Raw genomic sequence first — 14037 nt, 5'->3', positions numbered from 1 at the left:
TGACAGGAACGTAAACGAATTAGGCCTCGTGTTTTCTTTCTTTTATAAAATTGTAAATAGCTTCCTGTGAAGCAAGAGGTTCTTTGTCTTGCGGATCAATTTTTTCATTGCTTAGATCAGCCTTGAGTAAAACTGCTTTACTGTTATCGCTGAGCTGCAATTGAAGTATGTTGCTGATCTCTTCTTTCATTTTTTCATCATAAACAGGAAATACAACTTCGATGCGGCTAAACAGGTTACGACTCATCCAATCGGCGCTACCCATATAAAACTCCGGCTGGCCGTTATTATAAAACATAAAAATTCTTGCATGTTCAAGATAGCGGTCAACAATTCTATGTATGGTTATGTTTTCGCTTTGTCCGGGAATACCCGGCGCTACACAACAAATGCTTCGAACTATTAATTGAATTTTTACTCCCGCATTGCTTGCTTCATACAATTTTTCGATCATCTCCCTTTCCTGCAGGTTATTTACTTTAATAATAATATTTGCTGGCAAACCCGCCTTTGCATTTTCAATTTCCCTGTCAATCATTTTACGGAAGCGTTTCACCAAATTGAATTGGGAAACCAACAAGTGCTTGAAATTAATTTTCCCATACTGCCCAGGTTGAGATCTTGACTGCAGGTAATAAAATAACTCCTGCAGCTCATCGCTAAATTCTTTTTTATTGGTAAAGAAAACATGGTCTGTATAAAATTTAGCGGTGGATTCGTTAAAATTACCAGTAGCCATCAAAGAGTAATGCTCTAGTTGGCTTTCTTCATAGCGGCTTATCAATGCAACCTTTGCATGCACTTTCAAGCCCGGAATAGAATTCACGATCTTTACTCCTGCTGTTTTCATCTTTTTACTCCAGCGGATATTATTGGCTTCATCAAATCTTGCTTTCAATTCAACAAACACTGTTACCTTCTTTCCATTTTTTGCAGCGCTGATAAGTGCATTTACAATATGTGAATTGGCAGCTACCCGGTAAAGCGTTACATAGATCTCTTTTACTTTCGGATCTATTGCTGCTTCATTAAAGAACCTCAGAATATAATTGTAAGATTGGTATGGCAGGTGAAGAAGCTTTTCGCCATCTTTTATAATTTCAAAAATGGGCCGGTCATTCGTAAAACCGGCATGTGGTATGGCCGGCCAGTTTTCATAACTCAATTTTTTACCACCAGGATTCGGGAGGCTTCCCAGGTCTTTCAGGTTATGATAGCGACCACCTTCCACCATTTCATCTTCCGGCAGTTTGAAATAATTTTTTACAAACTCTCTTATTTCCGGAGGCATACGCCCATCAAATAAAAAACGGGTAGCAGAACCGATATCTCTTTTGCTTAATTGCTTTTCGATCTTCTCTGCAATATCACCGGCAAATTCATCCTCAAGATTCAAGTCTGCGTCACGGGTTAGCTTCACACTATAGGCACCCTGAATTTTATAACCCGAAAATATTTCAGTGATATTCTCCCGTATCACATCATCTAAAAAAAGCAGGTAGTTTGTGTCCTCCAATTTTTGCAATTCGGAAAACCGCGGCAATTGGTCGGATGGAATATTCAGCAATGCATAAACCGGCTGACCCGGTTCATTCAACATTTCTGCATGTACAATAAAATAGAGATAATTATTTTCGAGAAAAACATTTAGCTGATTTTCTTTTTTCAGGATCACAGGTTGTATAAAAGAGAGAACCTTTGAAAGAAAATAATCCTTCACGGATTCTTTATGCTCGTTCCTGATGGCATCACCATAATACAAATGAATATTATTTTGCTCAAGCCCTGGTAGTATTTGTGTTTTTAATATTTTTCCAAAACCCTCCAGTTGTTTCTGGATCATATTTTTCACCGTCATCACCAGGTCTTCAGGATATTCTTCACGCAAAGGAGTCTTTTTTGCATTAATACTTGTAAAAGCAAAAATTGATGGCATCCGAACCCGGAAGAACTCATCGAGATTGGAAGAAAAAATAGATAGAAACTGGATGCGGCTGTATAGTGGCACCGATTCATCACCTGCTTCCAGCAGCACACGATGATTAAAACTAAGCCAGCTCAGGTCACGGTTAAGGAAAGTAAATTGGTTATCGGCCATATGCTTTGGTTAGATTGACTAAGATAATGGATTGTCTGGGATTGGAGGATTAAGAATCCGGAATGTATTTATAGTATTACCTGTTCATTTCGGCTTTTGGGAATTAATTAAATTTGGAACAAGACTTGCGGCAATAAGCAGATTGGGCGCAATGCAAAAATGGACAATTGTTTAAACCTATAACAAAAACTACTTTAATTTAAAATAATGGATGAAGATATACAGCAAATGAGTAGAGACCAGCTCATAGAAGAAATAAAAAAACTGAGAGCAGGAATACGTGAACATCGGGACAGCACTGGCCAGGAATTATGTTGGCACCATCCAGAGCTTTGGTCCCTGTTGCCTGAAAAAATAGATCCAAAAATTTCTGTGCCTGAATGGTCGGAATTTATAAAAGGTTGTGTAAAATATCGTCAATCTTTGGACATACAAAATCCAAAGGCATAAATCAACGATGACAAAAATTGACCCAATAATAGCTGTAAAAGATGTTGAAGCCAGTTCTAAATGGTATCAATCAATGTTTGATTGCAGAAGCATGCACGGAGGAAAAGAATTTGATGTTTTGATCTCTGAAAAAGATGAGGTCTTAATTTGTCTTCACAAATGGGGAGAACACGGGCATCCTACAATGGCAAACCCACATATTACCCCTGGCAATGGGCTAATCATTTATTTCAGGACAGGGAATATGAATTTTATACGCCACAATGTTGAAAAAACAGGTTGGCCTATTGAAGAAGATATTCACTTAAATCCAAACTCAATGAAAAAGGAATTTTCAATTAAAGATCCAGACGGATATTATTTGACAATAAGTGAATTTCACAAGTATGAAGGTTAAAATCAAATAAAAATCAACCCATAACATTGCCTTCACTCAGCCGAAGATTAAGCAAGTGTATAATTGCCTCCCCTATCAATTGCTTTAGGTCATAATTATTTAATGCTTCCTAATTTATACGTTGGGATTTAATTAAATTTGAAATGAGAACTTGGGGTTGACTACAAGAAATCAACTAAAAAAATAACAACAAATAAAATGGATTATACAAGAGTATTTGCGTACAGTTTTGCCAGTATCTATTCCTTATATATAAAAAAAGTAGAGGGAAAGGAACGCACAAAGGCTGAGCTGGAAACTGTTATCTTTTGGCTAACGGGGTACAACAAGCAAACATTGCAAAAGCAGATCGACAAGAAAAGTGATCTTAAAACCTTTTTCGCCGAGGCTCCCAAAATGAATCCAAATGCTTCAAAGATCACCGGCGTAATTTGTGGATACCGTGTAGAAGACATCGAAGACAAACTCATGCAACAGATCCGGTATATGGATAAGTTGGTGGACGAGTTGGCAAAAGGAAAGAAAATGGAGAAGATTTTAAGAGAGTAAGATGACAAGGGTCTAAACCACTTCTCCTTCCAGATCGTAGTCAAAAGCCTTTGTGATCTTCACATTAACAAATTCACCGATGGGTAATTTCTTTGAAGAATGAATCACCACTTCATTATCTACTTCCACCGAATCAAATTCTGTACGGCCTAAATAGCGACCAGCTTCTTTTTTATCAATAAGTGTTTTGAAAACCTTTCCTACTTTTTCCTGGTTCAATTCAAATGAAATTTCCTGTTGTGTTTCCATTATCTCCTGTGCCCTTCTCTCCTTCTCATCTGCAGGCACATCATCAATCAAATCATGAGCAGATGTTCCTTCTTCATGTGAGTATGTAAAAATGCCAACACGATCGAAACGTTGTTTCTGTAAAAATAATTTCAGTTCATCAACATCATCCTGCGTTTCACCGGGAAACCCGGCAATTAAAGTCGTACGTAAACAAATACCAGGAACTTTTTCTCTTACTGCAACAATCAGATCTTCCATTTCTTCTCTTGTTATCTGACGCTTCATTGCTTTCAGCATATTGTTTGCAGCATGCTGCAACGGCATATCGAGATAGTTACAGATATTTTCCCGTTCACGCATCACATCTAAAATCTCCAATGGAAATTTTGATGGATATGCATAATGCAAACGGATCCATTCCAAACCTTTTACATCAGCCAGGCGATGTAAGAGGTCCGGCAACATTCTCTTTTTATAAATATCAAGACCATAGTAAGTAAGCTCCTGTGCTATCAGCATCACTTCTTTTACACCACGTCTTACCAAACCCTCGGCTTCTTTTACAATTTCTTCAATTGATTTGCTTACATGTCCGCCACGCATAAGCGGAATAGCACAGAATGAACAGGTACGGTTACAGCCCTCTGAAATTTTCAGATAGGCGTAATGTTGCGGCGTAGCTAATAATCTTTCACCCAGCAGTTCAGTTTTATAATCTGCATCGAACTGTTTTAAGATCAATGGAAGTTCCATTGTTCCAAAAAAAGCATCCACTCCGGGTATTTCTTTTTCCAGCTCATCTTTATATCGGTGACTCAAACAACCTGTCACATACACTTTATCGAGCTTACCACGATTTTTTAATTCAACCTGGTCGAGGATAGTATTGATAGATTCTTCTTTTGCTTTTTCAATAAAGCCACATGTATTTACTACAACTATATTGTGATCAGATTTTTTATTCTCATGCACTACATCAATCTCATTGGCCATCAACTGACCACTCAGCACTTCACTATCCACCATATTCTTACTACACCCAAGGGTGATGATGTTCACTTTGTCTTTATGTAGCTTTTTTGTTTTCATTCTAAGAACACAATCCTATTTTTCAAGATTAAATAAACTATTCACAAACTCATGCTTATCAAAAACCAGCAGGTCTTCCATTTTTTCACCAACACCAATAAATTTTACAGGTATTTTAAATTGATTAGCGATTGCAAGAACAACACCTCCTTTTGCTGTGCCATCAAGTTTAGTTATTGCTAATGCTGTAACATCAGTTGTTGCTGTAAAATGTTTTGCTTGTTCAAGTGCATTTTGACCCGTACTTCCATCAAGCACCAGTAATACTTCATGCGGGGCATCCGGAATTACTTTTTGAACCACTCTTTTTATTTTACCCAGTTCATCCATCAGGTGGGCTTTATTATGTAAACGTCCGGCTGTATCAATGAGTACAACATCACTACCTTTTGCTACCGCACTTTGAACTGTGTCAAAAGCCACAGCAGCCGGGTCACTACCCATTGCTTGCTTCACTATTGGAACACCTACTCTTTCACTCCATATTGTAAGTTGATCAACAGCGGCTGCACGAAATGTATCTGCAGCCCCAAGTAATACTTCTTTTCCTGCCGCTTTGAAATTATAAGCAAGCTTGCCGATCGTGGTTGTTTTACCAACACCATTTACACCTACCACTAAAATTATATAAGGCTTTGCCGGAAATTCTGAATCAAAGGCATAGCTATTAGCTGCAGGAGCATCAACGAGCATTAACTCAATTTCTTCCTGTAAAATTCTATTAAGTTCTGAAGCTCCAAAATATTTATCCTTTGCTACCCTTTGTTCTACCCGCTCAATGATCTTGATTGTTGTTTCAATGCCTACATCAGAGCTAACCAGGGCATCTTCCAGGTTATCCAACACTTCTTCATCAACAGTGTTTTTTCCAGCAATTGCTTTTGTTATTTTGGCAAAGAAGCCTTCCTTGGTTTTTTGCAAACCCTGGTCAAGGCTCTCCTTTTCTTTTTTACCAAATAGCTTATTTAAAAAACCCATAATGATGAAAATTACAAATAACAAAAACCAAATTCCAACTAAAAACAAAAGCCATCCGCCTACGGCGGACAGCTTTTAATATTTTTTCTACCTCATGAAATTATTTTTGAGCGAGGAATTCTTTGATCTTATCCTTGTGTACGATTGCTTCTTTAAAAGTATAAGCACCGGATTTCGGGCTGCGTACAGAACGGATTACTTTAGTCCAGTTTTTTGCATCTGATGCTGCTTTCTGGTCTTTGCTCTTAATCGCGGTTTTAGCTGCTTTTGCCATAGTAAATTATTTTTTAAATCAGGTTATTTGATTTCTTTATGAACAGTCACTTTCTTCAGGATCGAGTTGAATTTTTTCAACTCTAATCTTTCAGGATTGTTCTTCTTGTTTTTTACAGTAATGTAACGGCTGGTACCAGGCTGACCACTGTTTTTGTGCTCAGTACATTCCAGAATTACCTGTACACGGTTTCCTTTCTTTGCCATTGTCTATTCGATTTAAATGTGTTGACCTTGTTTTCTTAATTCTTTGACCACGTTGAAAAGACCATTCTTGTTAATGGTGCGGATCGCTTCACTTGAAACTTTCAATGTGATCCATTTATCTTCTTCAACCAGGTAATAGCGTTTTGTCTGCAGATTGGGCAGAAAACGGCGTTTTGTTTTGATATTTGAGTGAGAAACTTTGTTTCCACCTATTGGTTTTTTACCTGTTACCTGACATACTCTAGCCATGACTTCTGATTTTTAAGGGACGGCAAAGGTAAGGGAAAGCAGTAGATTTTTTTATGCGATTTGGATTTTTTTTTACCCATATGTGAAAAACCCATGGCTTGTTGCCTGTTGGCAAACAATTACTTAAATAATGGCTTTTAATTCCCCACCCTATCTGTTTCTTCAGCAGCACTGCCAGACGATCTCTTGATGGCCTTCATTGCTTTACCAAACCGCCAGGAGAAGGCAATTCGGACCACCCTGGAGTCCCATTTTACTGTAAAAGGCTCATCCGAGTTCTCAAATAATGAATATCCTGAGTAATTCTGGGTATAGAAGATATCCCTTACGTTTAGTCGCAGGGTGCCCTTGCCTTTCATAATTTGTTTAGAAATGCCAAAACCCATTTCGCCCCGCGGTGTCAGGCTTTCCTGCAAGTCGATCTGACTATTACTTTGATAATAGCCACTCAGCTCCCCAGCCCAGCCTTTTTTAAACGGAAACTGGTTATTAGTACTGATATTTACCTGGTCTACCCTTGCTTCGATCGGCTCCCATACTACGCCTTTAATGATCTTATGTGTATAAACCACAACAGTCGTAAAGTTCCACCATTTTGTTACCGGAAGTTGTAAGGTTACTGTCGCTCCGAAACTTTGAAAACTTCCTACATTTCCACGGGTATAAATGATAACATTTTGATTAACGTTACTTGCGTTTGAGTCAATAACGAATATCTGCGAGAAATAATCTTTCAGATAACTGTATGAGATGCCTGTTGAAATTATGTTTTTATATGAATGTATGAGTTCAAAATTCCATGTGTATTGAGGCCTTATATAAGGATTGCCTCCTTCATAAGTATATTTATTGATGGTAATGAGAAACGGGTTCAGGTTTTGAAACTGTGGCCTATCTATCCTCCTGCCAAAACGAAAGGTTAAATTGTTACTTGAATCCGCATGATAAGTGATAAAGGCAGTAGGGAACAGGCTATGGTAGTTTCTTCGTGTCATTGAATCCTTTACTACCGCATTGCCCAATTGATTGGCAGTATAGCTTGTATTTTCATAACGGAGACCTCCCTGGAATTGCCATTTTTTGACGTCAGTACTTAAACTGCTGTATACAGCGCTGATCCTCTCATCATATAAAAAGTGGTTGCTCCTGCTGAGGTCTTCATACCAGTTCATGCCATCATAAAATGAATATTCGGCCAGGTTATTGGTTTTGGTATTCGCTGTTTTCATACCAGCCTCCCACAAATATTTCTTAACCTTTTTTGTATAATCCAGCTTTGCAGTAAAAATATCCAGGGATGAAGGCACATTGCCTTCGGTACCAGTCGTAATGCTTCCGGGTGTACTTAGTTTTGTTTCAAAAAACTGTCCTGCTTTAATTTCAAAACCTATAAAATCAACATCAACAGAAAGCACATCTTTATTTGAAAAAGTATGATTGGCATAAACATTAATTCCAGACCTTTTGAAATTACTATATCTCGTACCCCAGGTATTGATAGTGGAATCAATTACAAAATCCGGTGTCATCCAATCAATGGTACTTACGCTTTTGGTTGTTCTATCTGAATAAGCACCTGTGAATGTCAGGCCTATTGTAGTGTTATTCGATACAAAAAAATCAAGTCCTGCTTTTATATTATCAGCCCTTATGTCGCTTTTGGTCCAATTAGGCTGTTGAAGCAGCAAAGAATCGTTACGGTTTTGATCAAAGTACTTCCTGAGTGTGTACATCTTCATCGTTTCTGTAGCGAGTCCTTTACCATAATTAAGAAATACATTTATTTTCCCATTACGGTAGTTAAGATTAAGACTGTTATTTGATTTTGTGTAGATACCCTGGCCAATGCTCAAACTCAATGAACCATTAAAACCTTTTTGTCTCAGCTTTTTTGTTTTAATGTTTATGATACCTGAATTACCAGCCGCATCATATTTGGCACCTGGGTTATCAATTAATTCTATCACGTCAATTTGCGAAGCGCTGATACCGGAAAGATAAGTCTGCAAATCTGCGCCGCTTAATTGAGTTTGTTTTCCATCGATCAGGACCATTACCTGGGGTTTGCCTTTCATACTAATAGTACCGTCCCGGCCTACAGTTACTCCCGGTGACTTTTCAAGTACATCCAGTATAGAAGTACCAGCATTTGTAATACCTGCATCTACATTTATGACAGTTTTATCTGGGGCAAATTGTACAAACGGTTTTTTGGCGGTTACTGTCACTTCATTCTGCACAGCAACAATTGATTGCAATGTAACGACATGACTAGACTCTTCTTTTTGCTGAAGATTTTTAATATCAAGTATAACATGCGTAAATCCAGTATAGCTTACCTGTACCAGGTAATTATTTTCTGAAAGATCATCAAATTCGGCCACCCCAAGTTTGTCAGACACCTGCACTTTTACAATTGAAGAATCCATCTTTAAAAGCTGCACAGTGGCTCCGGCTAAAGGTTGCTGCGCTTCATTAACAACCGTGACTTTAACTGACTTTGCCTGTGATTGGGCAAAGCAAATACCAGAACTGATCGTTAAAAGGATAAATCCAAATATACTTTTCATAGCTACAATCAGCTAAAATAACAGAAGTTTGGAAGTGTCTTTTAAAATTTGTTTCAACGGTATCATAAGCAGATAAATGTGAGACAATGCCATAGTCCGTTCATTTTGCCGGTTTGCTTCTTTTCAAATAACTTCGCACCTCCTTACCAAATCGCTTATTAACGAATCAAATAATACATTTTAATTATGGCATACGATGTAGTAGTTATTGGTAGCGGCCCCGGAGGTTATGTAGCAGCAATCAGGGCTTCACAATTAGGTTTTAAAACCGCAGTGATAGAGAAAGAAAGTCTCGGAGGTATTTGTTTGAACTGGGGCTGTATCCCAACAAAAGCACTGTTGAAAAGTGCCCAGGTAATGGAAGACATTAAGCATTCAAAAAATTACGGTATTGAAGCCACTGGCACTCCCAATTTTGAAGCAGTGATAAAAAGGAGCCGCGGTGTTGCCGACAAAATGAGTAAAGGTGTGCAGTTTCTGATGAAGAAGAATAAGATCGATGTGGTAATGGGTACCGCCAAATTAAAAGCAAAAGGTCAAATTGAAGTGACTGCAGCAGACGGTTCTAAAAAAACAGTTGAAGGCAAACATATCATCATTGCAACCGGTGGACGCAGTCGTGAATTGCCTGCAATGAAGATTGATGGTAAAAAAATCATTGGTTACCGTGAAGCGATGGTTTTACCTCAATTACCAAAATCGATGATCGTGGTAGGCAGTGGGGCTATTGGTGTTGAGTTTGGCTATTTCTATAATTCAATGGGATCGAAAGTGACGATCGTTGAATTTATGCCAAGAGTAGTTCCGGTTGAAGACGAAGAAATTTCAAAAGAACTGGATAAGAATTTTAAAAAGAGTGGAATTTCAATAATGTTGAATAGCGAAGTGACATCTGTTGATACATCCGGTGCCGGTGTAAAAGCAAAAGTAAAAACGGCAGATGGTGAAGTGACACTGGAAGCAGATGTTTTACTAAGCGCAGTTGGTGTTTCTGCTAATATTGAAGGAATCGGTTTGGAAGAAGTCGGAATTAAAACTGATAAAGGAAGAATAATGGTTGATAAATTTTATCAAACCAATATTCCAGGTATTTATGCAATTGGTGATTGTGTTCCGGGACAAGCACTTGCTCACGTTGCAAGCAAAGAAGGAATTATTTGCATTGAAAATATCGGTTACAACGAAAAGAAATACAATCATCAGCCAGAGGCATTAGATTATGGCAATGTACCAGGTTGTACTTATTGCTATCCTGAAATTGCATCGGTTGGCTATACGGAAAAACAAGCTAAGGATGCAGGGTTTGATATTAAAGTAGGTAAGTTCCCGTTAAGTGCAAGTGGTAAAGCTTCCGCTGCCGGACATGGTGAAGGTTTTATCAAAGTAATTTTTGATGCTAAATACGGCGAGTGGCTCGGCACACACATGATTGGTTATAATGTAACCGAAGTAATTGCGGAAACGGTTACTGCAAGAAAATTAGAAACTACCTATCATGAAGTATTAAATAGTATTCACCCCCACCCCACTATCAGTGAAAGTGTGAAAGATGCAATTGAAGTGGCGTATGGTGAGGCTATACATTTGTAAAACTTTAAGAAACAAACCTGCCGGCAGGCAGGTTCCAAATAATATGAGTCCGCAAACAATGCGGACTTTTTCTTGTCCAAAATAAAACAGCCCCGCAAATGCAGGGCTGCTGTTCACTATTGGTCTCTCAGGTCCAATTACATTTTTAAAAACTTATGACGGATGATCTCACCATCTTCTTTTTTAGCAGATAAAATATAAACACCGCTTTGCAAACTGCTGATATTAACTTCCTGGTTGGCAGAACTTATTAAAATTTTCATTAACAGCACTCCGTTCATATTTGTAACGTTAATCGTTTTCCCTATCCACCTTGTATCGTGTTCAACATTAATTATCATTTTATCGATAGCGGGATTAGGATAAATTTTTGTAAACAACCATTTTGGATCAGGCAATTCGGTTGGACTTGAAATAAATAATGGCGGGTTTAGTCCTTTTGAATTGAGCATTGATTCTCTTGCCCCCCCTGCTGCAAATAAAGAACGCATCCTTGCTTTTTGTCCTTTGGTAAACATATTCATGCAGGCATCATCCGTAAAGTCCATATAATTCATATACATATTTCCCGCAGCACCATTATTACAGGAAGTTCTTACTTCAGTCGGGCAACCCATCGTATAATTAGCTTGTGGGGGTGTGTCAGAAACACCGTCATCACCACAATTACTATCTCCCCAGATATGCATTAAATTGAGCCAATGTCCGATCTCGTGAACTACTGTTCTACCATAATCGTATCCGCTGTTTTGTTTATTTACTCCAAATGCGCTGAAGTCTATAACAACTCCATCTTTTTTTGGATCAGATCCCGGAATCGTTGAATAAGCTGCGACGCCACTCAAATTACACACCCAAATATTAAGATAGCTTTTGGAATCCCATGTACTGGAACCATATTCTTCATCTGACATCATTTTATAATTGTCTTTTCCCCAATCTTTAATAGGTGTATATTTCTGTATGATGCCTGTAGTAGAATATTGCCTGGGATCTGATGTGGCGAGGTAAAATTCTATTTCGCAGTCCGCTGCTACATTTCGAAAAGCGGCGGGAGTTAAAGATGTATCTGCGTTTCTGCGTCGGAAATCCTGATTCAGCACATCAATTTGAGAGCGGATAAGATCATCTGAAATTTTATTGCCTGGATTATGATACAATACATGCACAACAACCGGTATTTTGATCACAGAAGAAACTGCAATTCTTGCCTGCTGATCATTATTCTGTGAATTGATATAATGGTTAGTGAACTCTTCTACTGCCTTATATTTCTTTTCCGCATCAGGGTTGATGCGTATTTCGTCTTTATAATATTGAGCCGTTTCACATTTTTTCTGTGAGTTTATCTGGGTGCAGAGTCCAAATAATAGAAGCAAGCTAATGAAACCCTTCATTTTAATAATTAAAACTGTAACAGATCAGAACGTGGGCTTCAGGGGAGTAAAGGATCTGGTTATTAAAAGGAAGGGATTCTAAAGAAGGTGAGAAAGGATTAACGATGGTTTGATTCTCAAAGATAAACATATAATCATAGGTTCAAAATTTATAGCCATAGTAAATCTACCCGTATTTATATTTTCTTTAGTCAAATCAATAAAATTCAATTGTTACATTTGCTGGAATAAAATTTCGTATGAAAAATATTTTGATCCTCCTTTTCCCATTGGCAATGATCAGTTGTAAAAACAATGACTCAAACGGAACCACTACTCCCGATGGCCCGATCTCAAATCCACCTGAACAGCCAGCCATGTTAAGCTACTCAATCATTTCACCTGCTTATCCGCATGATACTTCCTCATTCACACAGGGTCTTGCATTTTATAAAGGGGAATTATACGAAGGAACCGGCTTGCCAGGAAAATCAAAACTGATGAAAGTAAATTTATCAAGTGGCAAGGCAGAGAAGTCACTAAAACTAGAAGATAAATATTTTGGCGAAGGCATCACAATTCTGAATGACACGATCTATCAACTTACTTGGCAGAATAATGTTGTATTCGTCTATACAGTGAAAGATTTTAAAAAAGTAAAGCAATTCACGATCAATACTGAAGGATGGGGCATTACCCATGACGGGAAAAACCTGATCGTAAGCTCCGGAGGCAACAACCTGGATTATTATGATCCGTCTACTTTTACCAAAATAAAATCAGTCGCTGTTACACAAGCTGGTGCAGATGCTTATAATTTAAATGAACTCGAATATATTGATGGATATATTTATGCTAATCAATGGCAGGCTTCCTATATTTTTAAGATCAATCCGGCTGATGGAAAAATAGTAGCCACCGCTAACCTTGTAAAAGAAGAGGAAGCAGTAATAGCCACGTACCCACAGGCGGGTGTGCTGAATGGAATTGCCTACAATGAAACCACAAAGAAGATCTATATCACAGGAAAAAACTGGCCAGCTTTATATGAGATCCAGTTCAGCAAATAATCGTTACTTAGAAATAATGTAAATCACAGAGCTGCATTTCTTCACATCAAACAATGCTTTCAGATTTGAAACAAAACCGACCAAACCTGCTCCAAAGAAATTTGATTTGCCATTTTTATACTTACTGCTAAGCAGCGAAACATAAAAACTATCGTACCACATAGGCTTATAAGAAATTATTTTCAGTCCATGCTTTTCTATCAATTTCTTCATAGATGCCGGTGCAAAATGATACAAATGCCTCGGCACATCATACGCAGCCCAATACTCTTGATAAGATGCAGCATCATATGAAGTATAGTTAGGAACAGCTATAAATAATTTGCCATTTGGCTTTAATAGCTTTTTAAATTGCGCAACATATCCATTAAGATCATGCACATGCTCGAGCACATGCCACATCGTAATGGCGTCATAATTATCCTGTGGTAATTCAAAAAGCTTATCGGGGGTGTTGAATGATAAACTATAGAGCTTATCTGCCATTGTTCTTGCACCGGCATCAGGCTCTAACCCTGTAATATGCCAGGCCGTAGTTTTCATTTCATTTAAAAATGCTCCTGTACCGGCACCTACATCAAGTATATTCCCCCGCTTCACTCCTGTTATTCCTTCAACCAATTTCCTTTTACCGCCCAAAGTTCTTTTCCTGACCTGGTGATAAAGCCGGTTGATAATTCCTTTACCGGTATCTGAATGTGATATATATTCTTCCGATTGATAGTAAGGCGCAATCGAATCAGCGGCGGGAACATCCTGCGTAAAACGAAATGTGCAACTATTGCAATGCCAGATGGCAAATTTCTGTTTGCTTACAGTATAATCAACAGCCTCCAATGCTGATGAAAGTTTATCGCTTCCACAAACAGGACAATGTGAATAATGAATTCGATTGCTCATGAAAAATAAA

Annotated in this window: 14 protein-coding genes; 5 read left to right on the top strand and 9 right to left on the bottom strand. The window is 38.1% G+C overall.

Annotation, left to right across the window (positions count from 1 at the left end):
• Positions 1 to 19: 19 nt before the first annotated feature.
• Positions 20 to 2098, bottom strand: a complete 2079-nt coding sequence (gene ppk1, locus E6H07_14095) for a polyphosphate kinase 1 (GenBank protein TMI62546.1) — start codon at positions 2096 to 2098, stop codon at positions 20 to 22.
• Positions 2099 to 2305: 207 nt separating this feature from the next.
• On the opposite strand from ppk1, the gene E6H07_14090 reads away from it, so the two are divergent.
• From E6H07_14090 to E6H07_14080, 3 genes are all read left to right on the top strand, one after another.
• Positions 2306 to 2548 (top strand): hypothetical protein, encoded by a 243-nt coding sequence (locus E6H07_14090; protein ID TMI62545.1) that lies wholly within the window; start codon positions 2306 to 2308, stop codon positions 2546 to 2548.
• A gap of 7 nt (positions 2549 to 2555) precedes the next feature.
• Entirely contained in the window at positions 2556 to 2945 is a 390-nt protein-coding gene (locus E6H07_14085) for a glyoxalase (GenBank protein ID TMI62544.1), read from the top strand.
• Between the two features lie 198 nt (positions 2946 to 3143).
• A complete protein-coding gene (locus tag E6H07_14080) occupies positions 3144 to 3494 on the top strand; it encodes a DUF2200 domain-containing protein (GenBank protein TMI62543.1) in 351 nt (116 codons plus the stop codon).
• Between the two features lie 12 nt (positions 3495 to 3506).
• Here the strand turns inward: E6H07_14080 and rimO are convergent, their stop codons facing one another.
• The 6 genes from rimO to E6H07_14050 form a co-directional block, all read right to left on the bottom strand.
• On the bottom strand, positions 3507 to 4814 hold the full coding sequence (rimO, locus tag E6H07_14075; protein ID TMI62542.1) for a 30S ribosomal protein S12 methylthiotransferase RimO: 1308 nt from the start codon (positions 4812 to 4814) through the stop codon (positions 3507 to 3509).
• A gap of 15 nt (positions 4815 to 4829) precedes the next feature.
• Positions 4830 to 5792, bottom strand: coding sequence for a signal recognition particle-docking protein FtsY (gene ftsY, locus E6H07_14070; protein TMI62541.1), 963 nt, complete (start codon positions 5790 to 5792; stop codon positions 4830 to 4832).
• Positions 5793 to 5892: 100 nt separating this feature from the next.
• The gene (locus E6H07_14065; GenBank protein ID TMI62540.1) at positions 5893 to 6066 is read right to left on the bottom strand and encodes a DUF4295 domain-containing protein; all 174 of its coding nucleotides are present in this window, start codon (positions 6064 to 6066) and stop codon (positions 5893 to 5895) included.
• A gap of 23 nt (positions 6067 to 6089) precedes the next feature.
• Positions 6090 to 6272, bottom strand: a complete 183-nt coding sequence (rpmG, locus tag E6H07_14060; protein ID TMI62539.1) for a 50S ribosomal protein L33 — start codon at positions 6270 to 6272, stop codon at positions 6090 to 6092.
• Between the two features lie 12 nt (positions 6273 to 6284).
• Positions 6285 to 6521 (bottom strand): 50S ribosomal protein L28, encoded by a 237-nt coding sequence (gene rpmB, locus E6H07_14055; GenBank protein TMI62538.1) that lies wholly within the window; start codon positions 6519 to 6521, stop codon positions 6285 to 6287.
• Positions 6522 to 6658: 137 nt separating this feature from the next.
• A complete protein-coding gene (locus tag E6H07_14050) occupies positions 6659 to 9091 on the bottom strand; it encodes a TonB-dependent receptor (protein ID TMI62537.1) in 2433 nt (810 codons plus the stop codon).
• 186 nt (positions 9092 to 9277) lie between these two features.
• On the opposite strand from E6H07_14050, the gene lpdA reads away from it, so the two are divergent.
• On the top strand, positions 9278 to 10681 hold the full coding sequence (lpdA, locus tag E6H07_14045; GenBank protein TMI62536.1) for a dihydrolipoyl dehydrogenase: 1404 nt from the start codon (positions 9278 to 9280) through the stop codon (positions 10679 to 10681).
• Positions 10682 to 10818: 137 nt separating this feature from the next.
• Here the strand turns inward: lpdA and E6H07_14040 are convergent, their stop codons facing one another.
• On the bottom strand, positions 10819 to 12078 hold the full coding sequence (locus E6H07_14040) for a T9SS type A sorting domain-containing protein (GenBank protein ID TMI62535.1): 1260 nt from the start codon (positions 12076 to 12078) through the stop codon (positions 10819 to 10821).
• A gap of 239 nt (positions 12079 to 12317) precedes the next feature.
• Here E6H07_14040 and E6H07_14035 point away from each other — a divergent pair, with 239 nt between their 5' ends.
• Positions 12318 to 13127, top strand: coding sequence for a glutaminyl-peptide cyclotransferase (locus E6H07_14035; protein ID TMI62534.1), 810 nt, complete (start codon positions 12318 to 12320; stop codon positions 13125 to 13127).
• Positions 13128 to 13130: 3 nt separating this feature from the next.
• On the opposite strand, the gene E6H07_14030 is transcribed toward E6H07_14035, so the two are convergent.
• On the bottom strand, positions 13131 to 14027 hold the full coding sequence (locus E6H07_14030) for a class I SAM-dependent methyltransferase (GenBank protein ID TMI62533.1): 897 nt from the start codon (positions 14025 to 14027) through the stop codon (positions 13131 to 13133).
• Positions 14028 to 14037: the final 10 nt, after the last annotated feature.

The organism is Bacteroidota bacterium (assembly GCA_005882315.1).
Taxonomy (GTDB): domain Bacteria; phylum Bacteroidota; class Bacteroidia; order Chitinophagales; family Chitinophagaceae; genus VBAR01.
This window is presented reverse-complemented; position numbering and strand designations above follow the sequence as displayed.